The following is a 26,509-nucleotide window of genomic DNA, read 5'->3' on the forward strand; positions in this document are numbered from 1 at the left end:
GGAGCCTGGCTCGTGGCAGGCCGGTCAGGTGAACTTTTCGTTGCGGCGGCGGCTCTTCAGCGCCAGCAAAACCGCGCCAGCCAGCAGCATGCCCCACGTGCCCGGCTCCGGCACCGCGACTGCAGGAGTGGCAGGCATGGGAGGGGCGCTTGCAGCCGGCGGCGCTGCGGCGAATGTCGTGGTGGGGATGCCCTCCAGGCAGGCACCCAGGCAGCCGGCGGAATCGCCGGCATGCCAGGGAGCCGGTGCGCCCGGTACCAGCGTGGTGGGTTGACCGTTCCAGTCGATCGATTGCACAGGGCCAGCCACCGCGGCCGCCGGCATGGCGAGCACCGCGGCCAGCAGCCCGGCGGCGAACACTATTTTCATGCTTGCTCCTGGAATATATTAAAAAACGGCGTTGGCCCGATGCATGGATGGGGCCGCCGTTATTTTAATGACATGCCGGGCAGTTCCCTACCGCCGGTACAAACCATTACATTTTATTTAAGCCATAGGACATTCCCCAGTCTTCGCCCTTGCCAACCGTTACCTGCCATGCCGGCATTCCTCCTTTGCGCCAGATCGCTTATGCTTGCAACGTTCCTTTCCAACCACACATATTCGGAAAATCACGCATGAAGCACTGTAGTCACCTGGGCGCGCTGGCGGCCGCCCTGCTGCTGGCCTTTGGCCCCGCCCACGCCGCGCCGCAGGCAGCCGGCACGCCGGCCGGCAAGGTTTCCGCCGCCGTCTCGGCCGCGGAAACCAGGAAATTCCTCGCGCTGGCCGACGAGTATTACGACGCCATCGCCCGTTTCGAACCGGTCAATGCCACCGACAACGGCGACAACCGCTTCGACGACCAGATCGGCATGGCGATCTCGCCTGCCGAACGCGCCAGGCAGTTTGCGCGCTACCGCGACTACACCCGGCGCCTGGGGCAGATCGACCGCCACAAGCTGACGCACCGCGACCGTATCAACTACGACGTGCTGGCCTTCGAGCTCAAGACGCTGCTGTCGTACGCGCCCTACCCGGCCCACCTGTTGCCGGTCAGCCAGATGGACAGCCTGCCGGTGACGCTGGCGAACTTCGCCAGCGGCGAAGCATCCCAGCCGCTGACCACCGTGAAGCAATACCGCGCCTACCTGAACCGGCTGACGCAGCTGCCGGCCTGGATCGACCAGGCGATCGTCAACATGAAGGAAGGCATGCGCACCGGCGTGACGCAGCCTAAGGCCATCATGGTGTCGGCGCTGCCGCAGTTCAGGAAGCTCGTCAGTACCGTGCCCGAGCAGAGCATTTACTACACCCCCGTGCGCCGGATGCCGGCCGCTTTTGCTGCTGCCGACAAGGCGCGCCTGGCGGCCGACTACCGCGCCGCGGTCTTGAAGCTGCAGCCGGCGCTGGCGCGGCTGGCCGCGTTCATCGAAAACGACTATATTCCGGCCTGTCGCACGTCGACCGGTTTCTCGGCCGTGCCGAACGGGGGCGCCTGGTACCTGGTGCGCGTTGCCGATGCCACCACCACCGACCTGACGCCGGAAGCGATCCACGAGACCGGCCTGAAGGAAGTGGCGCGTATCCAGGCCGAATTCGCGCGGCTGGGCCCGCAACTGGGCTACGACGGCCCGCCGGCAGGGCTGCCGGTGTGGGTCTCGCAGCAGCCGCGCTTCTTCCCGTTCAAGACGGAAGAGGAAGTGCAGGCCGTCTATCGCAAGCTGGATGGCGTGCTCGACGAGAAGCTGCCCGCGATGTTCACGCTGCTGCCGAAGGCAAAGCTGGACCTGCGGCTGGAACCGGAGCTGTCGCGCGATACGGCGTCCGACCATTACACGGCGCCCGCCGCGGATGGGTCGCGGCCGGGCGTGTTCTGGTCGGTGGTCACCGATCCCGCGAAGTATGGCAACACGGGCATGACGACTCTGTTCCTGCATGAGGGCAAGCCGGGCCACCACTTCCACATCGCGCTGATGCAGGAACTGGGCTTGCCGAACTTCCGCAAATTCGGCGGCAACACGGCATTCACGGAAGGCTGGGCCCTGTATGCGGAAACGCTGGGCCGCGAGATGCGGCTGTTCGACGATCCGGCGCAATACTTCGGCCACCTGAACGACGAACTGCTGCGGGCAACGCGCCTGGTGGTCGATACCGGCATGCATGCCAAGGGCTGGACGCGCGAGCAGACGATCCAGTACATGAAGGACACGCTGGGCTACGACGCGGTGGCGCGCAGCGAGACGGAACGCTACATGGCCTGGCCGGGCCAGGCGCTGGCATACAAGATCGGTGCGTTGAAGATCATGGCGTTGCGCCAGAGGGCGCAGGAGGCGCTGGGCGACAAGTTCAGCCTGCCGGCCTTCCATGAACAGGTGCTGGGCGACGGCACTTTGCCGCTGAGTTTGCTGGAAGCGAAGATCGACCACTGGATCGCGCAACAGCGCCCGCAGTAGTGTATTTCTCGGTGACCGGTTGCTCGGTGACCGGTTGTTTCGTGTCTGGTGGTTCAGTATCTGCCGAGGTTGCTGCTCGGCGGCTACGCTGCATTGTTTGGGCAGGCGTGGCGCATTCCGGGCGGTGGCTGCATTACTTCTTCAACGCATAGCGCCCGATGCGTTTCAACACCAGTTCCGGCAGCGCCTTGATCTGTTTCGTATGGCTGGCGAACACAAGCTGCTGGCGGCCTTGCGCTACCAGCTCGCCGTTCGCATAGAAGCGGAACTCGAGCCAGAACGAGCAGCGCTTGACATCGTAGCTGTTGACTTCGCACGTGATGTCCTGGAAGGGAAAGGTTTCCTGCAAAAAATCCTGCTGTGCATGCTTGGTGATGAACACCCCTTCCTGCTGCAACATGTCGCGTGAAATGCACTCGTAGAACCATTTTTCGCGGCAGATCCCCTGCCATTCGAAATAGCGCGCAAAATACGTATTCCCATAGGCGTTCGAGTCTTTCAGGTAGATCGACAGCTGATGATGGAACGTCAGTTCCGCATTGCTGTTGGCGTCGTTTGCGACCTTTGCTTCAACATTGGCTTCGACGTTGGCATGCATAAACATGATTTTCTCCTGTGAAGTATTTGCCGGCCGCCGGCAGGGGTTTCGACACGATGCCGAACACCTCTACTTTTTGCCTTAAAGCATTATTCTCTTTTGACTAAGCGCAACACTTAGTCGGATATGGGGAACTTGGCACGCACTTCGCCATTTTCTGTTGCTAAGATCGCTTGCCTGTTCACTGTAATCTCCCAGAGGAGCGCACATGTATTCGATCTTGCCGGGCTTGGTATCGCTGGTGTTCATCAGCTACGGCGTCTATGTGCTGAACTCGCGCGGCGCGAACCGCGCCAGCCTGACCTTCTTCCTCATCTGTATCACCACGTTCAGCTGGCAGGCGGCATGGGCATTGATGTTCCAGGTTCACAATGCCGACACGGCGCTGGTGCTCGCACGGCTGGGCTACCTGCCGATCCTTTTCCTGCCGACCACGCTGTATCACTTCATCGCGGAACTGACGGGCCGCCGCACCGAGCGCTCCCTCGTGCAGGCCAGCTATGCGCTGGCCGGGGTGCTGGCCCTGCTGATCCCCACCACGGACTGGCTGCTGTCCGGCCTGTATCCCTATTTCTACGGTTTTTACCCGAAGGCCGGCTGGCTGCATCCGGTGCACCTGCTGCAGACCACGGCCGTGATCCTGCGCGGCCTGTTCCTGCTGTACCGCCGCCAGCAGGTGGCGCTGTCGACCGAGAAGGCGCGGCTGCGCTACTGCTTCGTCAGCATCCTGATCTACGCCGTGGCATCCATCGATTACCTGTGCAACTACGGCGTGGAGTTCTACCCGCCGGGCGTGCTGTTCATCGCCGCCAGCCTGGGCCTGATCGCCCAGGCGATGGTGCGGCACAACCTGCTGGCCGATCCGCTGGCCACCGCGGCCAGCATCGCGCACGAGGTGCGCACGCCGCTCGCCACGATCCGCAGCCAGTCGCGCGTGCTCGCGCGCAACCTGCCCGAGTTGATCGCCGGCTACCGGCGCTCGCAGGCGCCGGGCCTGAACGACGAGCAACTCGACTACCTGAGCGACATCGCCCGGCATATCGAAGCCGAAGTATCGCGCTCCAACTTCATCGTCGACATGCTGCTGGCATCGGCGCGCGTGGGCTCGCTCGAACGCGACAATTTCGCGCTGCATTCGGTCAAGCAGGTGGTCGACGAAGCGCTGGCCTGCTACCCGTTCACCGACCGGGAACGGGAAAAAGTCAGCGTGCGGCTGAGCGCGGATTTCCGCTTCTACGGGTCCGACACGCTGCTGGTCTACGTGCTGTACAACCTGCTGAAGAATGCCCTGCACGCGGTCAAGACCAAGGGCAACGGCGCGGTGGTGATCGAGTGCTACAAGGATTTCGACCAGAACATGCTGGTCGTGACCGATACCGGCCACGGCATTGCCGCCGATGTGCTGCCGCACGTGTTCGAGCCGTTCTATACGACGCGCAAATCCGGCGGCGGCACCGGCATGGGCCTGGCGTTCTGCCACAAGGTGGTAACGGCCTTCGGCGGCACGATCTCCTGCGAATCCGAAGTGGGCAGCTATACGCGCTTCGCGCTCGGCTTTCCGCTTGAGCGCGCGCTGCCGGCCCAGGCGACCGGCCAGCACCTGGGCGATTTTCCGCTGCCCGACCAGGCCAAATAAGCACAGCGGCAAGCGGGCCGAAAAGCGGGCCGGAGAGGTGGATCGGCCAAGTGATCCAGGCAAGCAGGCAGACGAGTAGGACAGACGAGTAGGACAGACGAGTAGGACAGGCAAACAGGACAGGCAAGCAGGCCAGTCATGCCAGGCAGGCGCGACTTGCGCGACGGGCATCAGCCGCCGGTGGGCGGTGTCGTTGCAGGATCGGCCTGCGCGCCCTTCACGATCTCGTCGAGATCGGTTTCATCCCCCAGCACGAAGACCTTCCGTTCATCGAGCATGTTCAGGATGAAGCCCTGCTGCTCGCGCACGCGCCGCCTGAAATCCGGCAACGAATAGAGGTTGGGATTGATCTTGCGGCGCAGGATGCGTTCCGCCACCGGCAGGCGGGTCAGCAATTCGCCATACGTGGTGTTCTCGCCGATCAGCAGCAGCTCGACGGCATCCGACGTGGGCTCGCCCTCGCGGGCCGTTTTGCCGTACACGAAGGCCACATTCAGCGCCTTGCGCATCGGCCCGAGCGTGGCATGCAGCACGCTCAGCAGTCCGAAGGTTTTCTTGACGATGCCGGCCAGTTCCTCGTAGACGGGGCTGGCCTTGTTCGGGCGGAATTGCCGCACATTGCCGATACGTTCGGACAGGATCAGCCCCGCTTCGTGCAGGCGCTTCAGTTCGCGCTGGGCCGAAGCGCTGCCCAGCCCCGTGAGCCGCATGATCTCGTTCAGGTGGAAGCCTTCGTCCACCCGCACGAACAGCAGCCCCAGCAGCTTTTGCTGGGCAGGAGTAAACAGGGCCGATGCGATCATGGACCAAATCTTAGCACGGTGAGCCCAGCCGCCGCGGCCGCCCTTGCCTGGCTTGCTCCCTTGTTGCCATTGCCACGCCACGGGTTTTTTGAAGCCTTTACCTGATTCGTTATCAATCGGGCACGCTAGAATGACCGGATTCATCCTGCTCCGGGAGTTCCATGAAACGCACGATTGTCCTCGCCGCCACGCTGGCCTGCATCGGCGCCGGTTCGCTGGCCGCACCGGCCGCACCGAAGAGCGCATCCGCGAACGCCTCCGCAAGCGCCGTCGCCGCCGCACCGTGGCAGCGGCAGGCGTATGTGATCCCCCATCAGAAATTCGTGCTGCAAAACGGCCTGACGCTGATCGTGCACACGGACCACAGCGTGCCGGTGGTGGGCGTGAACCTCTGGTACCACGTGGGCTCCCGCAACGAGAAACGGGGCAAGACGGGCTTTGCGCACCTGTTCGAACATTTCTTCTTCAACGGTTCGGAAAACTACCCGCACGGCTTCCGCGAGGCGATGGACGACCTGGGCGCCAACAACCGCAACGGCACCACGAACACGGACCGCACCAATTTCTTCGAGGACGTGCCCGTGTCCGCGCTGGAGCGCACGCTGTACCTGGAAGCGGACCGGATGGGCTTTCTCGGCAATTACATCTCGAAAGACATGCTGGAACGCGAGCGCGGCGTGGTGCAGAACGAAAAGCGCCAGGGCGAAAACCAGCCCTATGGCCGCGTGCACCTGGAAAAATCGGCCCGCATGTACCCGTATTCGCACCCGTACTCGTGGCCGGTGATCGGCAGCATGGAAGACCTGGCCGCGGCATCGCTGGACGACATCCGCGAGTGGTACCGCACTTACTATGGCCCGAACAATGCCGTGATCTCGCTGGCGGGCGACATCACGCCGGAGCGGGCCCTGGAGCTGGTCAGGAAATATTTCGAATCGATCCCGCCGGGCCCGCCGCTGCCGCGCACCGAGGCCTGGATTCCGCAGCTGGAGCGCAACGTGCGCGACGAGATGGACGACCACGTCCCGCAGGTGCGCATCTACCGCAGCTGGCATGCGCCGGGCTGGCGCGACAGCGGAATGGTGGAGCTCGGCATGGTGACCGACGTGCTGGCCAATACCAAGAGCGCGCGGCTGAACCGCCGGCTGATCGATGAAAAGCGGCTGGCCACGGCGGTGTCGGCCGGCGTGGACGCCAGTGAACTGTCGAGCACGTTCGATATCGTCGTGACGGTGCGGGCGGGCGTCGACCCCGCGCTGGCCGAGAAGGAACTCGATGCCGTGCTGGCCGAGCTGCTGGACGAGGGGCCGACCGCCGCGGAGGTGGCGCGCGTCAAGGCGAGCACGCTGGCGTCGTTCGCGCGCAGCATCGAACGCCTGGGCGGCTTCGGCGGCCGTTCCGACGTGCTGGCCGAAAGCATGACGTACGGCGGCGCGCCGGATGCCTACCTGCAGCAGCTCGACACGCTGTCCGCCGCCCGGCCGGCAACGCTGAAGGCGACCGCGGCGCAATGGCTGCGGGCGCCCCACTACACGATGACGGTGAAGCCGTTCGCCAAAGTGTCCGCCGCCGCCGCGACGCTGGACCGCAAGGTGTTGCCCGCGCTGGGCGAGGCGCCGGACGTGAAATTCCCGGCGATGCAGAAAGCCACGCTGTCGAATGGCCTGCAAGTGATCCTGCTGGAACGCCATTCGGCGCCGATCGTCAACGTGGCCGTGGCGATCGATGCCGGTACGGCGGCCGACACGCCTGGCAAGGCCGGCCTGGCCTCGCTGACGCTGGAGCTTCTCAACAAGGGTACCCGCAGCGGGAACAGAACGCGCGACGCCTACCAGATCTCGGACGCATTCGAATCGCTGGGCGCGCGCCTGTTCACCGGCACCGGGCCGGACATGTCGCTGGTGCGGCTGCAGGCCACCAGCGCCGGCCTGGCGCCGTCGCTGGCGCTGCTGGCCGAGGCCGTGCTGGCGCCGTCGTTCCCCGCCGACGAGTTCGCGCTGGCAAAGCAGCGCCGGCTCGCCCAGATCGCCCAGGAAAAGGCCCAGCCGAACGCGCTGGCGCTGCGCACGCTGCCGGCGATCCTGTACGGTACGGGCAGCAGCTATGCCCTGCCCGCTTCGGGCTTCGACGCTTCGGTGGCCGGCCTGTCGCGCGACGACCTGGCGGCATGGCACCGTGCCTGGTTCAAGCCGGGCAGCACGACGATCGTGGTCACCGGCGACACCACGCTGGCGCAGGTGGTGCCGCTGCTGGAAGCGGCGTTCGGCAAGTGGCAGGCCGGCCGCGCGCCGGCGAAATCCGCGGTGGCCGCACCGGCCGCGGCCACCGCCGGACCGGCCGCCAGGCGCATCTACCTGATCGACAAGCCGGACGCGCAGCAATCAACGATCCTGGCCGGGCACCTGTCGCTGCCGCCCGGCCAGCCGGAAGACCTGGCGCTGGAACCGGTGATGCAGAATTTCGGCGGCATGGCGACATCGCGCCTGAACCGCAACCTGCGACTCGACAAGCACTGGAGCTACGGCGGCACGGGGCGGATGACGAGCGTGCGCGGCCCGCGCAATTTCTTCACGCTGATCGCCGTGCAGTCGGACAAGACGAGGGAATCGCTGATCGAGGTGGACAAGGAAATCCGCGATATCGCCGGCAAGCGGCCCATCGAAGGCGAGGAATTCACGAGCATCATGCGCAACATGACGTCGCGCCTGGCCGGGCGCTTCGAGACGATCAACGCGCTGGAATCGGCCGCGCTGGAGACGGTCAACCTGGGCCTGCCGGAGGACTACTGGGCGAATTATGCGGCCGGCATGCGCGCCCTGGACCCGCCGCAACTGGCCGGCGCCGCCGGCAAGTTCATCCGCCCGGACGACGTGGTGTGGCTGGTGGTCGGCGATTTGCGCAAGATCGAGCCGCGCATCCGCGAACTCGGCTGGGGCGAAGTGACGGTGCTGGACAACGATGGCAAGCCGTTACGTTAAGAATGGACGTTGTTTGGTTGCTGATTTTCAACAATGGCGACCAGGGTTTGCGCCAAATCAAAACAACGCAATGACGGCTGCGTAGGATGACGTTTCCTGCTGGCATTAATTGGGACACGGGATCCCGGTTGGCGCAGGATTCGTTCATCCCAAGGAACCGTCATGAACCGTTTGTATCTCCAGGTCGCCGCCCTGCTGATCGGCACTGCCGCGATCACCTTCATTGCCACCGAGTGGCGCTGGGAACCGGCGAGCGCCGGCAATTACCTGGTCATCGTCGGGCCGGGCCTGGCGCCGGGAGCCGTGGAAGGCCCCCCTGCCGATGACGCCGGATGGGGACGCTGAAACGTTCGCAATGCGTGCAGGGCCTGCGCTCACTGACATCATCAACAGGGGCCGCTACAGTGGCAGGAGCGGCGTGGCGGCAGTCGTCCGGGCACCGCGAAGACCGCGACCGCATTTCGGGCAGGCGAAAAAAAAACGGCACCTTTCGGTGCCGTTTTCATGTCGAGCCCGAAAGCTCGTGAAGTTCAGTGCGGGGCAGTAAAAATCAGCCCTCGCCGCCTTCGTGGTGCTGTTCCGCAGGCGTTTCCAGTGCTTCCAGATCCGTACTTGCCTGTGCTGCGCGCTCGGCTTGCAGCAGGGCGGTACGTTCTTCGGCTTCCCAGACTTCCTTCTCGCGACGGGCGCGGTGGAAGGCCAGGCCGGTACCGCCAGGGATCAGGCGGCCGACGATGACGTTTTCCTTCAGGCCGCGCAGACCGTCGCGCTTGCCCATGATCGCCGCTTCGGTCAGCACGCGGGTGGTTTCCTGGAACGATGCGGCCGAGATGAACGAATCGGTCGACAGCGATGCCTTGGTAATACCCAGCAGCACGTTTTCATACGTGGCCGGCAGCTTCGCATACGAATTCATCTTGTCGTTCTGGTCCAGCAGTTCCGAACGTTCCACCTGCTCGCCGACGATGTAGTCGGTGTCGCCCGCATTGGTGATCTGAACACGACGCAGCATCTGGCGAACGATCACCTCGATGTGCTTGTCGTTGATCTTCACGCCCTGCAGACGGTACACGTCCTGCACTTCGTCGACGATGTAGCGCGCCAGTGCCTCGATGCCCAGCAGGCGGAGGATGTCCTGCGGATCGGCCGGGCCGTCCACGATCATCTCGCCCTTGTTCACCACCTGGCCATCGTGCACCAGCACCTGCTTGTCCTTCGTGATCAGGAACTCGTGCTTGTTGCCGTCCATGTCGGTGATTTCCAGGCGCTGCTTGCCCTTCGTCTCCTTGCCGAAGGCCACCGTACCGGTGACTTCGGCCAGCATGCCCGCATCCTTCGGCGAACGTGCTTCGAACAGCTCGGCAACGCGCGGCAGACCACCGGTAATGTCGCGGGTCTTCTGCGATTCGGTCGGAATACGCGCCAGGACCTCACCCACCGACACCTGCTGGCCATCCTTCACCATGATCAGCGCGCCGACCTGGAAGCCGATCGCTACTGCGTGTTCGGTGCCGGCGATCTTCACTTCCGCGCCTTCTTCATTCAGCAGTTTCACCTGCGGACGAACGGTCTTCGTCAGCGAGCCGCGGCGTTTCGCATCGATCACCACCAGCGTTGCCAGGCCGGTCACTTCATCGACCTGACGGGCCACGGTCACGCCTTCTTCGACGTTCTCGAAGCGCACCGTACCGGCGTACTCGGTAATGATCGGACGGGTCAGCGGATCCCACGTCGCCAGGGCGATGCCGGCTTTCACCGTCATGCCATCCTTGACGATCAGCGTCGCGCCGTACGGCACCTTGTGGCGTTCGCGCTCACGGCCATGGTCGTCGGTGATCAGCACTTCGCCGGAACGGGAAATGACGATCTGCGAACCCTTGCCGTTCGTGACGTAACGCATCGTGGCCGTGAAGCGGATGATACCGTTCGACTTGGCTTCGACGGACGAGGCCACCGCTGCGCGGGATGCCGCACCACCGATGTGGAACGTACGCATCGTCAGCTGGGTACCCGGTTCGCCGATCGACTGCGCCGCCACCACGCCGACAGCTTCGCCGGTGTTGACCAGCTGGCCGCGGCCCAGGTCGCGGCCGTAGCACTTCGCGCACAGGCCGAAACGGGTGTCGCAGGTCAGCGGCGTGCGGACCTTGACTTCGTCGATGCCCATGCGTTCGATGTCTTCGACCATGTCCTCGTCCAGCAGCGTGCCGGCTTCGTACACGGTTTCCTGGGTTTCAGGATTGACCACGTCGTTGTTCGCCACGCGGCCCAGGATACGGTCGCGCAGTGCCTCGATGACTTCACCGCCTTCGACCATCGCCTTCATGTGCGTGCCGTTGGACGTGCCGCAATCGTCTTCGATCACGACCAGATCCTGCGTCACGTCGACCAGGCGGCGCGTCAGGTAACCCGAGTTTGCCGTCTTCAGCGCCGTATCGGCCAGACCCTTACGGGCGCCGTGGGTGGAGATGAAGTACTGCAGAACGTTCAGGCCTTCACGGAAGTTCGCCGTGATCGGCGTTTCGATGATGGAACCATCCGGTTTCGCCATCAGGCCGCGCATACCGGCCAGCTGACGGATCTGGGCCGCGGAACCGCGGGCGCCCGAGTCGGCCATCATGTAAATCGCGTTGAACGATTCCTGGGTCGTCTTGGTGCCGTCGCGCTTGACGACGTCTTCCACCTTCAGCTGGTCCATCATGGCCTTGCCGACTTCGTCCGAGGTCTTGCCCCAGATGTCGACGACCTTGTTGTAGCGCTCGCCCGCGGTCACCAGACCGGAAGCGTACTGCTGCTCGATCTGCTTGACTTCGGACTCGGCGGTCGAGATCAGCGTTTTCTTCTCGAGCGGCACCAGCATGTCGTCCACGCAGATCGAGATACCGGCGCGCGTCGCCAGGCGGAAGCCCGACTGCATCAGCTGGTCGGCGAACACCACCGTGGCACGCAGGCCGCACTTGCGGAACGACGTGTTGATCAGCTTCGAGATTTCCTTCTTCTTCAGCGAGCGGTTCAGCACGCTGAACGGCAGGCCTTTCGGCAGGATCTCGGACAGGATCGCGCGGCCGACCGTCGTTTCGTAACGGGTCAGCGTGCGGGTGAACTCGCCCGTTTCCGGGTTGCGCGGGTTCTCGACGATACGCACCGTGATGCGCGTCGCCAGTTCCACTTCCTTGTTGTCGTACGCGCGGATCACTTCCGACACGTCCGGGAACAGCATGCCCTCGCCCTTGGCGTTGATCGCCTCGCGGGTCGCGTAGTACAGGCCCAGCACGATATCCTGGGACGGCACGATCGACGGCTCGCCGTTCGACGGGAACAGGATGTTGTTCGACGCCAGCATCAGCGTGCGCGCTTCCATCTGCGCTTCGATCGACAGCGGCACGTGAACGGCCATCTGGTCACCGTCGAAGTCGGCGTTGAACGCCGCGCAGACCAGCGGGTGCAGCTGGATGGCCTTGCCTTCGATCAGCACCGGCTCGAACGCCTGGATACCCAGGCGGTGCAGCGTTGGCGCACGGTTCAGCATGATCGGGTGTTCGCGGATCACGTCTTCCAGGATGTCCCAGACGACCGGTTCCTGCTGCTCGACCAGCTTCTTGGCGGCCTTGATGGTCGTTGCCAGACCCATCAGTTCCAGCTTGTTGAAAATGAACGGCTTGAACAGTTCCAGGGCCATCAGTTTCGGCAGGCCGCACTGGTGCAGTTTCAGCTGCGGACCCACCACGATGACCGAACGGCCCGAGTAGTCGACGCGCTTGCCCAGCAAGTTCTGGCGGAAACGGCCGCCCTTGCCCTTGATCATTTCGGCCAGCGACTTCAGCGGACGCTTGTTGGCACCGGTCATCGCCTTGCCGCGACGGCCGTTGTCCAGCAGCGAGTCGACCGCTTCCTGCAGCATGCGCTTTTCGTTACGCGTAATGATTTCCGGCGCGCGCAGTTCCATCAGGCGCTTCAGGCGGTTATTACGGTTGATGACGCGGCGATACAGGTCGTTCAGGTCGGACGTGGCGAAACGGCCGCCATCCAGCGGGACCAGCGGACGCAGTTCCGGCGGCAGCACCGGCAGCACTTCCATGATCATCCAGTCCGGCTTGATGCCGGAACGCTGGAACGCTTCGAGCACTTTCAGGCGCTTGGCGTATTTCTTGATCTTCGCTTCGGACTTCGATTCCTTCAGTTCCACGCGCAGCGTTTCGGCATCGCGGTGGATGTCGATCGAGCGCAGCAGTTCACGGATGCCCTCGGCGCCCATGAATGCGGTGAAGTCGTCGCCGTACTCTTCGTACTTGGCGGCGTAATCGTCTTCCGACATGATCTGGCACTTCTTCAGCGGCGTCATGCCCGGATCGGTCACGACATATGCTTCGAAGTACAGCACGCGTTCGATATCGCGCAGCGTCATGTCCAGGACCATGCCCAGGCGCGACGGCAGCGATTTCAGGAACCAGATGTGGGCGACCGGCGAGGCCAGCTCGATGTGGCCCATGCGCTCGCGGCGCACCTTGGCCAGCGTGACTTCGACGCCGCACTTCTCGCAGATCACGCCGCGGTGCTTCAGGCGCTTGTACTTGCCGCACAGGCACTCGTAGTCCTTGATCGGGCCAAAGATCTTGGCGCAGAACAGGCCGTCGCGTTCCGGTTTGAAGGTACGGTAGTTGATGGTTTCCGGCTTCTTGACTTCGCCGTAGGACCACGAACGGATTTTCTCAGGCGAGGCGAGACCGATCTTGATCGCGTCGAAGGTCTCGTTCGTCTGTACTTGCTTGAATAAATCGAGCAGGGCTTTCATGTATCACTCCAGGTAGTGATGAATTCTTGAAGTTGCCCGGCCGGCGTTCTGCGCCGGCCGGGCTGCGTGCGGCTTAGGTGCGTTCCAGGTCGATATCGATACCCAGGGAACGGATTTCCTTCACCAGCACGTTGAACGATTCCGGCATGCCGGCCTCGATCACGTGATCGCCCTTGACGAGGTTTTCGTACACTTTGGTACGTCCATTCACGTCGTCGGACTTCACGGTCAGCATTTCCTGCAGCACGTACGATGCGCCGTACGCTTCCAGTGCCCACACCTCCATCTCGCCGAAGCGCTGGCCGCCGAACTGGGCTTTACCACCCAGCGGCTGCTGCGTCACCAGCGAGTACGGACCGGTGGAACGGGCGTGCATCTTGTCGTCGACCAGGTGGTGCAGTTTCAGCATGTGCATCACGCCCACGGTGACCTTGCGCTCGAACGCTTCGCCGGTGCGGCCGTCGTACATCGTGACCTGGTTCTTGGACGGGGTCATGCCCAGTTTCGCGGCGATGTCGTCCGGGTACGCCAGGTCCAGCATGCGGCGGATTTCGGATTCGTGCGCGCCGTCGAACACCGGCGTTGCGAACGGCACACCCTTCTTCAGGTTGGCCGCCAGCTTCATGATCTCGTCGTCGGTCAGGCTCGCGATGTCTTCCTTCGCGCCGGACTCGTTGTACACGGTGGTCAGGTACTTGCGCATCTCTTCGACCTTGATCTGCTGTGCCAGCATTTCACCGATCCGGATGCCCAGGCCCTTCGCCGCCCAGCCCAGGTGGGTCTCGAGAATCTGACCCACGTTCATCCGCGAAGGAACGCCCAGCGGGTTCAACACCACGTCCGCCGGCGTGCCGTCGGCCATGTATGGCATGTCTTCCACCGGCACGATACGCGACACCACACCCTTGTTGCCGTGGCGGCCCGCCATCTTGTCGCCGGACTGCAGGCGGCGTTTCACGGCCAGGTACACCTTGACCATTTTCTGCACGCCAGGCTGCAGTTCGTCGCCCTGCGTGAGCTTCTTGCGCTTCTCTTCGAAGGCCAGGTCGAACTGGTGGCGCTTCTCGTTGATCGATTCCTTGATCGCTTCGAGGGCGGTCGCGGCATCGTCGTCCGCCGGGCGGATGTCGAACCAGTGATACTTGTCCAGGTCGGCCAGGTAATCCTTGGTGATCGCGGCACCCTTCGCCAGCTTCTTCGGACCGCCGTTGACGATCTTACCGATCAGCATCTTCTCGAGACGCTGGAAGGCATCGCCTTCGACGATACGCATCTGGTCGTTCAAGTCCAGGCGGTAGCGCTTCAGCTCGTCGTCGATGATCTGCTGGGCGCGCTTGTCGCGCGGGATGCCTTCGCGGGTGAACACCTGCACGTCGATGACGGTACCGACCATGCCCGAAGGCACGCGCAGCGACGTATCCTTCACGTCGGAGGCTTTTTCGCCGAAGATCGCGCGCAGCAGCTTTTCTTCCGGCGTCAGTTGCGTTTCGCCCTTCGGCGTCACTTTGCCGACCAGCGTGTCGCCGGCCTGCACTTCGGCGCCGATGTACACGATGCCCGATTCATCCAGGCGTGCCAGCTGGTTTTCGGCCAGGTTCGAAATGTCGCGGGTGATTTCTTCCGCGCCCAGTTTCGTGTCGCGGGCCACCACGGACAGTTCTTCGATGTGGATCGAGGTGTAACGGTCGTCCTTGACGACGTTTTCCGAGATCAGGATCGAATCCTCGAAGTTCAGGCCATTCCACGGCATGAATGCCACGGTCATGTTCTGGCCCAGTGCCAGCTCGCCCAGGTCGGTCGATGCGCCGTCGGCGATCACGTCGCCCTTGGCCACGCGGTCGCCCACTTGCACGATCGGACGCTGGTTGATGTTGGTGTTCTGGTTCGAACGGGTGTACTTGATCAGGTTATAGATGTCCACGCCGACTTCGCCGGCTTGCGCCTCTTCGTCGTTGACGCGGATCACCACGCGGCCCGCATCGATGTAGTCCACCAGGCCGCCACGCAGCGCCTGCACGGTGGTGCCGGAGTCGACCGCCACGGTGCGTTCGATACCGGTACCGACCAGCGCCTTTTCAGGACGCAGGCAAGGCACGGCCTGGCGCTGCATGTTGGCGCCCATCAGTGCACGGTTCGCGTCATCGTGTTCCAGGAACGGAATCAGCGACGCCGCCACGGAAACGATCTGGCCTGGCGCCACGTCCATGTACTGGATGCGCTCAGGGGAAACCAGGATCGTCTCGCCGGCTTCACGGGCCGATACCAGTTCGTCGTCAAGCTGGCCTTCTTCATTGATCCGGGCGTTTGCCTGGGCAATGATGTAGCGGCCTTCTTCGATGGCGGACAGGTAATCGATCTTGTCGGTGACCTTGGAATTCTCGACCTTGCGGTACGGGGTTTCAAGGAAGCCGTATTCGTTCAGGCGGGCATACAGTGCCAGCGAGTTGATCAGGCCGATGTTCGGGCCTTCAGGCGTTTCGATCGGGCACACGCGGCCGTAGTGGGTCGGGTGCACGTCGCGCACCTCGAAGCCGGCGCGTTCGCGGGTCAGGCCGCCCGGGCCCAGCGCGGAAACACGGCGCTTGTGGGTGATCTCGGACAGCGGGTTGGTCTGGTCCATGAACTGCGACAGCTGCGACGAACCGAAGAATTCACGGATCGCTGCCGAGATCGGCTTGCTGTTGATCAGGTCATGCGGCATCAGGTTGTCCGCTTCGGCCTGGCCGAGGCGTTCCTTGACGGCGCGTTCCACGCGCACGAGGCCGGCGCGGAACTGGTTTTCGGCCAGCTCGCCCACGCAACGCACGCGGCGGTTACCCAGGTGATCGATGTCATCGACTTCGCCGCGGCCATTGCGCAGCTCGACCAGGATCTTGATCACGGCCAGCACGTCTTCGTTGGCCAGCGTCATCGCGCCGGTCAGTTCGTCACGGCCGATGCGGCGGTTGAACTTCATGCGGCCGACGGCGGACAGGTCGTAGCGGTCGGCACTGTAGAACAGGCCGTTGAACAGCGCTTCCACCGATTCTTCGGTCGGCGGTTCGCCGGGACGCATCATGCGGTAGATGGCAACGCGGGCGGCGGACTGGTCGGCCGTGTCGTCGATGCGCAGCGTCTGCGAGATGTAGGCGCCCTGGTCCAGGTCGTTGGTGTACAGCGTCTGGATGCCGGAGATGCTGGAATCGCGCAGGCGGTTCAGCAGCTCTTCGGTCAGCTCGTCGTTCGCCGATGCGACCACTTCGCCCGTTTCCGGGTCGACGATGTTCTTGGCCAGCACGCGGCCCAGCAGGTAGTCTTCCGGTACGGAAATGTGAGCGATACCGGCAGCTTCGATTTCACGCACGTGCTTGGCGTTGATCCGCTTGTCCTTCGTGACAATCGTCTTGCCATCCTTCGGATTGACGATGTCGAAGCGCGCGACTTCACCGCGCAGGCGTTCGGCCACGAACTCGAGTTCGCCGCCTTCCGAGCGCAGGTTGAAGTTGTCGAACACGAAGAAGTTCGCCAGGATCTGTTCCGGCGTCATGCCGATGGCCTTCAGCAGGATCGATACCGGCATCTTGCGGCGACGGTCGACGCGGAAGTACAGGATATCCTTCGGGTCGAACTCGAAGTCGAGCCACGAGCCGCGGTAAGGAATGATACGGGCCGAGAACAGCAGCTTGCCGGACGAGTGCGTCTTGCCGCGGTCGTGCTCGAAGAACACGCCCGGGGAACGGTGCAGCTGCGACACGATGACCCGCTCGGTACCGTTGATCACGAACGAACCGGTGGTCGTCATCAGGGGCAGTTCGCCCATGTAGACTTCCTGTTCCTTCATTTCCTTGACGACCGGCTTGGTCGGCGATTCCTTGTCCAGGATCACCAGACGCACTTTCGCGCGCAGCGGGGAAGCGAAGGTCAGGCCACGGAGTTGGCACTCTTTCACGTCGAAGGCCGGGTCGCCCAGCACGTAGGACAGGAACTCCAGGCGTGCAAAGCCGTTGTGCGAAACGATCGGGAAGATGGAAGTAAAGGCCGATTGCAGACCTTCGTTCTTGCGGGTTGCCACCGGGGTGTGCTCTTGCAAGAAGTTTTCGTACGACTCGAGCTGGGTCGCCAGCAGGAACGGAACGTTGTGGACGTTGGCGCGCTTCGCGAATGATTTGCGGATGCGCTTCTTCTCAGTAAATGAGTAGTGCATGGACACTCCGTGAGTGACAGGAAAGGGTAGAAAATTCAGGTTTCGGCTTGTATGCTTGCAATCAGTGGAACTGGACTGGGCTTACAGGCGAAACCTCAAGGCACTACCTTCTCTCCGTCGGGACTAGGGGTACGGCGGACGGGTACGGCTTGGGTACAACGGCATTACTGGTACAACTTACCTGCATACAAACATGCTGTTTGCAAACTGGTACTGCTTAAATACTCCGGAGACGACAAAGGAGCCAAAGCCGGCCCTCCCCCTTCGAGAGGGAGGGCCAGTGCTTTGGCTCAGGCGCTAAATGATACCGGCGCCAATAATACTATTACTTCAGCTCGGCCTTGGCGCCTGCATCTTCCAGCTTTTTCTTGCCGGCTTCAGCGTCAGCTTTCGACAGGGCTTCCTTGACGGTCTTCGGTGCGCCATCGACCACGTCTTTGGCTTCTTTCAGGCCCAGACCGGTGATTTCACGAACAGCCTTGATGACGCCGACTTTGTTCGCGCCGATTTCGGTCAGCACCAGGTTGAATTCGGTCTGTTCTTCAACAGCAGCTGCAGCAGCGCCGCCGCCAGCAGCTGGAGCCGACAGAGCAGCTGCCGACACGCCGAATTTCTCTTCGAATGCCTTGACCAGTTCATTCAGTTCCAGGACGGTCAGATTGCCAACCGCTTCCAGGATGTCGTCTTTGCTAATTGCCATTTGAAACTCCTAATAGATTTGTATGCTTACAGATTGATTACTTGACTAAGAACAGCTGGCTGCTATTAAGCGGCTGGAGCTTCTTCGGCTGCGGGAGCAGCTTCGGCAGCTGGGGCTTCGGTGCCCTCGCTGTTCTTGGCTGCCAGGGCAGCCAGACCACGTGCAAAGCCGGAAACCGGTGCCAGCCAGACGCCTGCCAGCTGGGCCAGCAGAACTTCACGGCTAGGAATATTCGCCAGTGCGGACACGCCAGCTACGTCGAGCTGCTTGCCTGCAAAGTTACCTGCCTTGACAACCAGTTTGTCGTTGGTTTTCGCGAAGTCGGAAATGACTTTCGCGGCGGCCACGGCATCATCCGAGATCGAGTAGATCAGCGGACCGGTCATTGCGTCGGACAGGTTGGCGAACGGCGTGCCTTCGACAGCGCGGCGAGCCAGCGTGTTCTTCAGAACACGCAGGTACACGCCCTGGGCACGTGCGGTTGCACGGAGTTTCGTCAAGTGAGCAACCTGGATGCCACGGTACTCAGCCACGACGATCGTTTGCGCAGATGCTACTTTTGCGGAAACTTCGGCGACGACGGCCTTTTTGTCATTCAGATTGAGACCCACGGTCAATCTCCTTAAAAGATGCGGAAAAATTTCCACATCGGTTTCGAACAACGGCGTCCGAGGTTAGGAGTCCAATGGACTGCAAAACTTGTTCGGGTACACCATCTGCGTTGGGGACCATCGCTGATCATTAACCGGAAACCTGCCTGCTGCTCCCGGCCCAACGGTCTTTGATTGCCTGCCAGGCACGTTCGTACCTGACAGCCCAAAGATGCGCCTCATGCCCGTTTGACGAGCACGAGGACTTGATTCTTAAGCAGCCAGCGTGCCGTGATCGACGCGCAGGCCTGCGCCCATCGTCGACGACAGCGAGACCTTGCGCAGGTACACGCCTTTCGACGAGGCCGGCTTGGCCTTGTTCAGGGCTTCGATCAGGGCAACCAGGTTGCTCTTCAGATCGGCATCGCTGAACGATTTACGGCCGATAGTGGCGTGGATGATACCTGCCTTGTCGGTACGGTACTGGACCTGGCCGGCTTTCGCGTTTTTCACGGCGGTAGCGACGTCAGGGGTAACAGTGCCGACCTTCGGGTTAGGCATCAGGCCGCGCGGGCCCAGGATCTGGCCCAGTGTACCGACGATACGCATGGTGTCAGGCGAAGCGATCACGATGTCGAACGGCATGTCGCCGGCCTTCACGCGTTCCGCCAGGTCTTCCATGCCGACCACGTCGGCGCCGGCTGCCTTGGCAGCTTCAGCCTTTTCGCCAGAAGCGAACACGGCCACGCGAACGGTCTTGCCGGTGCCTGCTGGCAGCACGACGGAACCGCGAACGACCTGGTCCGACTTCTTCGGATCCACGCCCAGCTGAACCGACACGTCGATCGATTCGTTGAACTTGGCCGTGGCCAGTTCCTTGACCAGCGATACGGCGTTGTCGAACGGGTACACTTTGGTACGGTCTACTTTAGCCTTGATGGCTTGTGCGCGCTTGGACAGTTTTGCCATGATCAGATGCCCTCAACGGTGATGCCCATCGAACGTGCCGAGCCAGCGATGGTGCGCACAGCGGCTTCCATGTCGGCGGCGGTCAGGTCCGGGGTTTTCAGTTTTGCGATTTCTTCCGCTTGGGCACGGGTCAGCGTGCCGACCTTGTCGGTATGCGGCTTCGGCGAACCTTTTTGCACGCCAGCGTGCTTCTTGATCAGGAACGTTGCCGGCGGGGTCTTCATCACGAAGGTGAACGACTTGTCCGCGAAGGCGGTGATCACCACCGGAATCGGCATGCCTGGCTCGAGGCCTTGCGTCTGGGCGTTGAACGCCTTGCAGAATTCCATGATGTTCAGGCCGCGCTGACCCAGTGCCGGGCCGATCGGAGGAGACGGGTTTGCCTTACCAGCTGGTACTTGCAGCTTGATAAAGCCAATGATTTTCTTTGCCATGATGGCTTCCTATCGTTGGATTTGAGTGGTAGCGCCCCGCCGGTACTTCATGGCAGGGCTCCTCGTACGGATTGAACGCTCCGTTGGGCGTGGTGAACAGGTCAGACCTTCTCGACCTGCCCGAATTCGAGTTCGACGGGGGTGGCGCGACCGAAGATGGTGACGGAGACGCGCACTTTGGACTTCTCGTAATTGACTTCTTCGACATTGCCGTTGAAATCGGTGAACGGACCATCCTTGATGCGGACCTGTTCGCCCACTTCGTACAGCACTTTCGGCCGTGGCTTCTCGACACCTTCCTGCATCTGCGTCATGATCTTTTCGATCTCGCGTGCGGGAATCGGCGTCGGCTTGTTCGACTTGCCGCCGATGAAGCCGGTGACCTTGGCGGTATTCTTCACCAGGTGCCACGTTTCGTCCGTCATTTCCATTTCAACCAGCACATAGCCCGGGAAGAAACGGCGTTCGGTCACGGATTTCTGACCGTTCTTTACTTCGACAACTTCTTCGGTCGGCACCAGGATCTGGCCGAACTGTTCCTGCATGCCGGCGCGTTCGACGCGCTCAGTCAGTGCACGCTGCACGCTCTTTTCCATGCCGGAATAAGCATGCACAACGTACCAGCGCTTGTTGCTGACTGGCACGCTGACTGGAGCAGCCGTCTCTCCTGCCGGAGCATCTGGCGCCGGAGCGCCAGTTACGTCGTCTTGCACGTTATCGCTCATTTAATTTTTCCAGCCCAGAATCAAGTCGTACAACAGGAACTCAAGCAGCTTATCCGTTCCCCAGAGGAACATCGCCATCACCACGACAAACGCAAACACGATCAGCGTGATCTGCGTGGCTTCCTTGCGCGTAGGCCAGACGACTTTCTTCGTTTCGCGAACAGCTTCTTTCGAGAAATTGATGAAGTCACGGCCGGTGGCGGAGGTGTAGGCAATGCCGACGGAAATAAGCAAACCAACCACAAGCGCGGATGCCCGCACCAGGGTTGGTTGACCTGCCAGGTAGAAGAACCCGACTACGCCTGCAATCGCTGCAACCACCGCCAGCACGACTTTCAGCTTGTCGCCGCTCGTGCCAACGGTTTGCACGGATTGATTAGACATTCGTTTTTACTTTCGGTGCCCTGCACCAGAATTCGGTGGCAGGGGCGGAGGGCATCGAACCCCCAACCTTCGGTTTTGGAGACCGACGCTCTGCCAATTGAGCTACGCCCCTACGTAAAACTTACAGTGGAATCCGTAATTCTAGCACCCAACGTTGTTGGGTGCCAGTATTACTTGGCGGACTCTTTACTACTATTTACTGCTATTAAGCGATGATCTTTGCAACGACACCGGCGCCGACGGTACGGCCGCCTTCACGGATTGCAAAGCGCAGGCCTTCTTCCATCGCGATCGGGGAGATCAGCTTGACGGTGATCGACACGTTGTCGCCCGGCATGACCATCTCTTTGTCCGCTGGCAGCTCGATCGAGCCGGTCACGTCCGTCGTACGGAAGTAGAACTGTGGGCGATAGTTGTTGAAGAACGGGGTGTGACGGCCGCCTTCGTCTTTCGACAGAACATAGATCTCGCCGGTGAAGTGGTTGTGCGGCTTGATCGAGCCTGGCTTGGCCAGAACCTGACCGCGCTGCACGTCTTCACGCTTGGTGCCGCGCAGCAGCAGGCCAACGTTGTCGCCGGCTTGACCCTGGTCCAGCAGCTTGCGGAACATTTCCACGCCGGTGCAGGTGGTCTTGACGGTGTCGATGATGCCGACGATTTCGATTTCTTCGCCGACTTTCACCACGCCGCGCTCGACACGACCGGTCACCACGGTACCGCGGCCGGAGATCGAGAACACGTCTTCCACAGGCATCAGGAAGGCGCCGTCCACAGCGCGCTCAGGCGTCGGGATGTAGGTGTCCAGGGCATCGGCCAGGCGGATGATGCACTCTTCGCCCATTTCGCCAGGCTGGCCTTCCAGGGCCATACGTGCCGAACCTTTGATGATCGGCAGGTCGTCGCCAGGGAACTCGTACTTCGACAGCAGCTCGCGCACTTCCATTTCGACCAGTTCCAGCAGTTCTGCATCGTCGACCAGGTCGCACTTATTCAGGAACACGATGATGTAAGGAACGCCAACCTGACGCGCCAGCAGGATGTGCTCGCGGGTCTGTGGCATCGGGCCGTCGGCCGCGGAGCACACCAGGATCGCGCCGTCCATCTGCGCAGCACCGGTAATCATGTTCTTGATGTAGTCGGCGTGGCCTGGGCAGTCAACGTGCGCGTAGTGACGGGCAGCGGTTTCGTACTCGACGTGCGCGGTGTTGATCGTGATGCCGCGTGCTTTTTCTTCCGGAGCAGCGTCGATCTGGTCGTAGGCTTTGGCTTCGCCGCCGAATTTCTTCGACAGTACGGTTGCGATTGCAGCGGTCAGGGTCGTCTTGCCATGGTCAACGTGACCGATGGTGCCGACGTTGACGTGCGGTTTGGTCCGCTCAAACTTACCTTTTGCCATTTTAGACTCCTAACAATTTTTAAGATATTGCTGGGCACGCGCCCGACTGTCAGATTGGGTACTGATACTGCTGTCTGATGCTACCGCGCGGTGATCACCGCGCAGCGAATTCTGGTGCCCTTTACGTGGATTGAACACGTGGCCTCTCCCTTACCAAGGGAGTGCTCTACCACTGAGCTAAAAGGGCTTTTGTACTGCGATAGACTGTACTGCGACTGCAGCAAGGAAAACTGGAGCGGGTGAAGGGAATCGAACCCTCGTCATAAGCTTGGAAGGCTTCAGCTCTACCATTGAGCTACACCCGCGAGGTTCCGTTTCACTACATTGTCACTCAGCTTCCTTGCGAAAACTTGGTGGAGGGGACTGGATTCGAACCAGTGTACTCATAAGAGGGCAGATTTACAGTCTGCTGCCTTTAACCACTCGGCCACCCCTCCGCGAGGAACCGCAGAGTATGAAGCATAAAATCAAAACTGTCAACGCCTCGACACAAACACTTTGTATCGCGCAGCTAACTGCCTGCTTCGGGGCGAGATTGTAGCGGCTACCCGGAACAAAATGCAAGTGTTGTTTTTACGTTGCATGCTTTGCTATAGAATCTGCAAGTCAGCCGTTAGCCGGCCCACCCTGGAGCACCCCGATCTTGACTCTCCTTCAGCACCGCCTGCCGGCCAATCTGCTGCTGGCGGCTGCCTATGCCGCCACGGGCTGCGTGGGCCTGGAGCTGGCCGGCTCTCCCGGTTTCGCCACCCCGCTGTTCCTGCCCGCCGGCCTGGCGCTGGCCATGCTCGTCAGCGGCGGCCCGCGTCTGCTCCCCGGCGTGGTGCTCGGCGTACTGATCCTGAACCTTTATGCATTGCCGCGCGCGACCGCGCTGCCGTCCACCACGCTGGCCACCGCCGTGCTGATACTGGTTGCCGCCGCCACGCTGCAAGCCTATGCCGGCATGCACGCGTTTGCCCGCTGGGTGCACCCCGCCGTCGGCGCCGGCCGCGATGTGCTGCGCTTTCTTACCCTGCCGCCGGCACTGGCGCTGATCAGCAGCACGCTGTCGCTGTGCGCCCTCGCCTTGCTGGGCGTGCTGCCGGTCGATGGCCTGGTGGCGAACTGGTTTACATGGTGGCTGGGCGATGCGCTGGGCATCCTGCTGGGCGCGCCGCTGGCCTGGATCGCCTGCGGCCAGCCGCGCGCACTGTGGCGGCGGCGGCGGTGGACCGTCGGCGCGCCGCTGCTGGTCCTGGTGGCGCTGTTCCTGCTGATCTTCCTGCAGGTGCGCCGCTGGGAATCGCATCAGCAGATGCAGCAGGTGCAGCTGAAGGCGCAGCAGGCGTCGGACCTGCTGCAGGCAAAGCTGTCGGAACACGAGCGTTACCTGTTCGCCACTGCCAGCGGCATGAGCGGCTACAGTGACCATATCCGTCCAGAAATTTTCCGCAATATCGCGCAGGGCTACCGCGCGCGCCATCCCGAAATCCTCACGATGGGCTGGTTGAAGCCGCTGGCCGGGGCCGGCCGCGACGCCTTCGAGGCGTGGGCCCGGAAAACGGTCGATCCGACCTTCGCGATCCGCGCGCCGGACGCCGACGGTACGCTGCGGCCATCGCCGCAGCGGGACCGGTACGTGGTGGCCACTTATGCCGAGCCGCGCGGCAACCGCATCTACCTGGGGCTCGACATGCTGTCCGATTCCGTGCGCGCCGCGGCGGTATGGCAGGCGCTCGCGACCGGCGAGCCGACCGCCAGCGCGCCCATCAAGCTGACGCAGCCGCACGAGAACCCGGGCGTCGTACTGCTGCAGGCGGTGCCTTCGGGCGGCAGCGCACCGCCGGGAGCCATCATGCTGCTCGCACTCGAACCGAGCGCTTACCTGGACAGCGTAATGCGCCAGGTCGGCTTCCCTCACCTGCTGGCCGACTTGCGCGACGAAGCCACCGGCCGTCCCCTGTCGCCGGCCTTCGTCGGCGCCGCGAACGAGCCGGCGCTCGAACGGTCGCTGAGCTTCGGCGGCCGCCAGTACCGGTTGACGCTGCGGCCCACGGCCGAGTACGTGGCCGGCCAGCGCATCTGGCAGAGCTGGACCGTGCTGGCCGCGGGCCTGACCCTGACCAGCCTGCTGGGCGGGCTGCTGCTGCTGACCAGCGGCGAACAGGCGGCGGGGCGTGCCCAGGTCGAGGCCGGCACTGCCCGGCTGCAGGAGCGCGAAGCACGGCTGCAGGCCATCCTGGAAAAGGCGGCGGACGCGATCCTGACGATTTCCACCGGCGGCACCCTGACCAGCGCCAACGTCGCCGCGGGCCGGCTGTTCGGCTATGCGCCGGACCTGATGTCCGGGCTGCCGCTGGCGCGGCTGCTGCCGGTCGCGGACGGCGACACGCCGGCCGACCTGCTGCGCCGGATCGCCGCCGGCAACACGCGCGAACACGAAGCGACCGGCCTGCGCAGCGATGGCGCGGCCTTTCCGCTGGCCGTGTCGGTCAGCGAAGTGGAGCTGCCCGGCGAACACCTGTTCGTGGCCATCCTGCACGACCTGACGGAGCAGCGGCGCGCCCAGGCGCGGATCCATCGGCTGGCCCACCACGATCCGTTGACGGGCCTGGTCAACCGGCTGTCGCTGAACCTGCGCCTGGAGCAGGCGCTGGCACGGGCGCGCCGCCTGCAGGGCACGGTGGCAGTGATGTTCCTCGACCTGGATCATTTCAAGAAAATCAACGACACCCACGGCCACGAGACCGGCGACCAGTTGCTGCTGGCCGTGGCGGACCGGTTGCGCGAGCTGCTGGCGGACGTGGACACGATCGCCCGGCTGGGCGGCGACGAATTCATCGTCATCACCGGCTGCATGACACCGGACGACGCCGGCCACATGGCCGCCCGCATCGTCGACACGCTGGCGCGGCCGTATCCGCTGCAGGGCAAGGCGCTGCACAGCGGCACCAGTGTCGGCATCGCGATGTTCCCGGGCGACGGCGAGGATCCCGGCACGCTGCTGCGCCATGCGGACACCGCGATGTATGCCGCGAAAGGGAGCGGCCGCGGCCAGTTCCAGTTCTTCTCGCGCGAGATGAATGCCGCCACGCACGAGCGGTTGCTGCTGGAAAGCCGCCTGTGGCAGGCGTTGGAGCAGCAGGAGTTCGAGCTGTACCTGCAGCCGCAGATCGACCTGGCGAGCGGCGCCGTCATCGGCGCCGAGGCGCTGCTGCGCTGGCACCATCCCGAGCTGGGCACCGTGGGGCCGGACCGCTTCATTCCGATCGCCGAGGAATCCGGCCTGATCCTGCCGCTGGGCGAATGGGTGCTGCAACGGGCGATCGGGCTGCTCGGCCATTGGCAAACCATCGGCCTCGGCCACCTGCGGCTGGCCGTCAACCTCTCCGCCCGGCAGTGCCAGGGCCACGCGCTGCCGGCGCAGCTCGACCGGCTGCTGGCCGCCACCGGCGCCGATCCGGAGTTGCTGGAACTGGAGATCACCGAATCGGCCGCGATGCAGGACCCGGAGCACAGCCGCGCGTTGCTGCAGCAGTTGCGCGCGCGCGGCATCAGCGTGGCGATCGACGATTTCGGCACCGGCTATTCGTCGCTGTCGTACCTGAAACTGTTCGAGCTGGACCGGATCAAGATCGACCGCGGCTTCGTCAAGGATATCGAGACCGATCCGAACGACGCGGCGATCGTCAGCGCCACCATCGGGCTGGCCCATGCGCTGGGGCTGGAGGTGATCGCCGAGGGCGTGGAGACGGCGGCGCAGGCCGATTTCCTGCGCGCCCACCGCTGCGACGAAGCGCAGGGCTACCTGTTCGCGCGGCCGATGCCGGCGGCCGATTTCGAGCGCGCCGCCGGCGCCACGCTGGACGGGCCGGCGCGCGAATGCCTGGTGTTGTCCTGACCG

17 protein-coding genes and 4 tRNA genes are annotated in these 26,509 nt (G+C 62.9%); 5 read left to right on the forward strand and 16 right to left on the reverse strand.

What is annotated here, in order from left to right:
- Positions 1-24: 24 nt before the first annotated feature.
- Entirely contained in the window at positions 25-369 is a 345-nt protein-coding gene (locus tag GJV26_RS11860; RefSeq protein ID WP_155708987.1) for a PEP-CTERM sorting domain-containing protein, read from the reverse strand.
- A gap of 248 nt (positions 370-617) precedes the next feature.
- Here GJV26_RS11860 and GJV26_RS11865 point away from each other — a divergent pair, with 248 nt between their 5' ends.
- A complete protein-coding gene (locus GJV26_RS11865; RefSeq protein WP_155708988.1) occupies positions 618-2,435 on the forward strand; it encodes a DUF885 domain-containing protein in 1,818 nt (605 codons plus the stop codon).
- Between the two features lie 133 nt (positions 2,436-2,568).
- Here the strand turns inward: GJV26_RS11865 and GJV26_RS11870 are convergent, their stop codons facing one another.
- Positions 2,569-3,039: an acyl-CoA thioesterase gene (locus GJV26_RS11870; protein ID WP_155708989.1), complete on the reverse strand. Its 471-nt coding sequence runs from the start codon at positions 3,037-3,039 to the stop codon at positions 2,569-2,571.
- Positions 3,040-3,241: 202 nt separating this feature from the next.
- On the opposite strand from GJV26_RS11870, the gene GJV26_RS11875 reads away from it, so the two are divergent.
- Entirely contained in the window at positions 3,242-4,669 is a 1,428-nt protein-coding gene (locus GJV26_RS11875; RefSeq protein ID WP_155708990.1) for a sensor histidine kinase, read from the forward strand.
- A gap of 170 nt (positions 4,670-4,839) precedes the next feature.
- Here the strand turns inward: GJV26_RS11875 and GJV26_RS11880 are convergent, their stop codons facing one another.
- Positions 4,840-5,472, reverse strand: coding sequence for a winged helix-turn-helix domain-containing protein (locus GJV26_RS11880; protein WP_155708991.1), 633 nt, complete (start codon positions 5,470-5,472; stop codon positions 4,840-4,842).
- A 161-nt stretch (positions 5,473-5,633) separates the two neighbouring features.
- Here GJV26_RS11880 and GJV26_RS11885 point away from each other — a divergent pair, with 161 nt between their 5' ends.
- Complete coding sequence (locus tag GJV26_RS11885) at positions 5,634-8,450, forward strand: M16 family metallopeptidase (RefSeq protein ID WP_155708992.1); 2,817 nt, start codon at positions 5,634-5,636, stop codon at positions 8,448-8,450.
- Positions 8,451-8,612: 162 nt separating this feature from the next.
- The gene (locus GJV26_RS11890) at positions 8,613-8,795 is read left to right on the forward strand and encodes a hypothetical protein (RefSeq protein ID WP_155708993.1); all 183 of its coding nucleotides are present in this window, start codon (positions 8,613-8,615) and stop codon (positions 8,793-8,795) included.
- 205 nt (positions 8,796-9,000) lie between these two features.
- Here the strand turns inward: GJV26_RS11890 and rpoC are convergent, their stop codons facing one another.
- From rpoC to GJV26_RS11955, 13 genes are all read right to left on the reverse strand, one after another.
- The gene (rpoC, locus tag GJV26_RS11895; RefSeq protein WP_155708994.1) at positions 9,001-13,242 is read right to left on the reverse strand and encodes a DNA-directed RNA polymerase subunit beta'; all 4,242 of its coding nucleotides are present in this window, start codon (positions 13,240-13,242) and stop codon (positions 9,001-9,003) included.
- 73 nt (positions 13,243-13,315) lie between these two features.
- Positions 13,316-17,425 carry a DNA-directed RNA polymerase subunit beta gene (gene rpoB / locus GJV26_RS11900; RefSeq protein WP_155708995.1) on the reverse strand — a complete coding sequence of 1,370 codons (4,110 nt, stop codon included), beginning with the start codon at positions 17,423-17,425 and terminating at the stop codon, positions 13,316-13,318.
- A gap of 325 nt (positions 17,426-17,750) precedes the next feature.
- The gene (gene rplL, locus GJV26_RS11905) at positions 17,751-18,125 is read right to left on the reverse strand and encodes a 50S ribosomal protein L7/L12 (protein ID WP_155708996.1); all 375 of its coding nucleotides are present in this window, start codon (positions 18,123-18,125) and stop codon (positions 17,751-17,753) included.
- Positions 18,126-18,190: 65 nt separating this feature from the next.
- Complete coding sequence (rplJ, locus tag GJV26_RS11910) at positions 18,191-18,736, reverse strand: 50S ribosomal protein L10 (RefSeq protein ID WP_189442099.1); 546 nt, start codon at positions 18,734-18,736, stop codon at positions 18,191-18,193.
- Between the two features lie 252 nt (positions 18,737-18,988).
- Complete coding sequence (gene rplA / locus GJV26_RS11915; protein ID WP_155708997.1) at positions 18,989-19,684, reverse strand: 50S ribosomal protein L1; 696 nt, start codon at positions 19,682-19,684, stop codon at positions 18,989-18,991.
- 2 nt (positions 19,685-19,686) lie between these two features.
- Positions 19,687-20,118, reverse strand: coding sequence for a 50S ribosomal protein L11 (rplK, locus tag GJV26_RS11920; RefSeq protein WP_155708998.1), 432 nt, complete (start codon positions 20,116-20,118; stop codon positions 19,687-19,689).
- Between the two features lie 101 nt (positions 20,119-20,219).
- The gene (nusG, locus tag GJV26_RS11925; RefSeq protein ID WP_155708999.1) at positions 20,220-20,843 is read right to left on the reverse strand and encodes a transcription termination/antitermination protein NusG; all 624 of its coding nucleotides are present in this window, start codon (positions 20,841-20,843) and stop codon (positions 20,220-20,222) included.
- Entirely contained in the window at positions 20,844-21,227 is a 384-nt protein-coding gene (secE, locus tag GJV26_RS11930; protein WP_155709000.1) for a preprotein translocase subunit SecE, read from the reverse strand.
- 36 nt (positions 21,228-21,263) lie between these two features.
- Positions 21,264-21,339: transfer RNA gene (locus tag GJV26_RS11935), tRNA-Trp, on the reverse strand.
- A 93-nt stretch (positions 21,340-21,432) separates the two neighbouring features.
- The gene (gene tuf, locus GJV26_RS11940; protein ID WP_155708965.1) at positions 21,433-22,623 is read right to left on the reverse strand and encodes an elongation factor Tu; all 1,191 of its coding nucleotides are present in this window, start codon (positions 22,621-22,623) and stop codon (positions 21,433-21,435) included.
- A 112-nt stretch (positions 22,624-22,735) separates the two neighbouring features.
- Positions 22,736-22,810 (reverse strand) — tRNA-Thr (locus GJV26_RS11945).
- A 44-nt stretch (positions 22,811-22,854) separates the two neighbouring features.
- A tRNA-Gly gene (locus GJV26_RS11950) sits at positions 22,855-22,928 on the reverse strand.
- Between the two features lie 46 nt (positions 22,929-22,974).
- A tRNA-Tyr gene (locus tag GJV26_RS11955) sits at positions 22,975-23,060 on the reverse strand.
- 206 nt (positions 23,061-23,266) lie between these two features.
- Here GJV26_RS11955 and GJV26_RS11960 point away from each other — a divergent pair.
- The gene (locus GJV26_RS11960) at positions 23,267-26,506 is read left to right on the forward strand and encodes an EAL domain-containing protein (protein ID WP_155709001.1); all 3,240 of its coding nucleotides are present in this window, start codon (positions 23,267-23,269) and stop codon (positions 26,504-26,506) included.
- Positions 26,507-26,509: the final 3 nt, after the last annotated feature.

Source organism: Pseudoduganella dura, assembly GCF_009727155.1.
GTDB lineage: Bacteria > Pseudomonadota > Gammaproteobacteria > Burkholderiales > Burkholderiaceae_D > Rugamonas > Rugamonas dura.

Bases quoted from the DNA above. Each gene is read 5' to 3' on its own strand.
- GJV26_RS11860 (WP_155708987.1), bottom strand. From the start codon at position 369: ATGAAAATAGTGTTCGCCGCCGGGCTGCTGGCCGCGGTGCTCGCCATG.
- GJV26_RS11865 (WP_155708988.1), top strand. From the start codon at position 618: ATGAAGCACTGTAGTCACCTGGGCGCGCTGGCGGCCGCCCTGCTGCTG.
- GJV26_RS11870 (WP_155708989.1), bottom strand. From the start codon at position 3,039: ATGTTTATGCATGCCAACGTCGAAGCCAATGTTGAAGCAAAGGTCGCA.
- GJV26_RS11875 (WP_155708990.1), top strand. From the start codon at position 3,242: ATGTATTCGATCTTGCCGGGCTTGGTATCGCTGGTGTTCATCAGCTAC.
- GJV26_RS11880 (WP_155708991.1), bottom strand. From the start codon at position 5,472: ATGATCGCATCGGCCCTGTTTACTCCTGCCCAGCAAAAGCTGCTGGGG.
- GJV26_RS11885 (WP_155708992.1), top strand. From the start codon at position 5,634: ATGAAACGCACGATTGTCCTCGCCGCCACGCTGGCCTGCATCGGCGCC.
- GJV26_RS11890 (WP_155708993.1), top strand. From the start codon at position 8,613: ATGAACCGTTTGTATCTCCAGGTCGCCGCCCTGCTGATCGGCACTGCC.
- rpoC (WP_155708994.1), bottom strand. From the start codon at position 13,242: ATGAAAGCCCTGCTCGATTTATTCAAGCAAGTACAGACGAACGAGACC.
- rpoB (WP_155708995.1), bottom strand. From the start codon at position 17,425: ATGCACTACTCATTTACTGAGAAGAAGCGCATCCGCAAATCATTCGCG.
- rplL (WP_155708996.1), bottom strand. From the start codon at position 18,125: ATGGCAATTAGCAAAGACGACATCCTGGAAGCGGTTGGCAATCTGACC.
- rplA (WP_155708997.1), bottom strand. From the start codon at position 19,684: ATGGCAAAACTGTCCAAGCGCGCACAAGCCATCAAGGCTAAAGTAGAC.
- rplK (WP_155708998.1), bottom strand. From the start codon at position 20,118: ATGGCAAAGAAAATCATTGGCTTTATCAAGCTGCAAGTACCAGCTGGT.
- nusG (WP_155708999.1), bottom strand. From the start codon at position 20,843: ATGAGCGATAACGTGCAAGACGACGTAACTGGCGCTCCGGCGCCAGAT.
- secE (WP_155709000.1), bottom strand. From the start codon at position 21,227: ATGTCTAATCAATCCGTGCAAACCGTTGGCACGAGCGGCGACAAGCTG.
- tuf (WP_155708965.1), bottom strand. From the start codon at position 22,623: ATGGCAAAAGGTAAGTTTGAGCGGACCAAACCGCACGTCAACGTCGGC.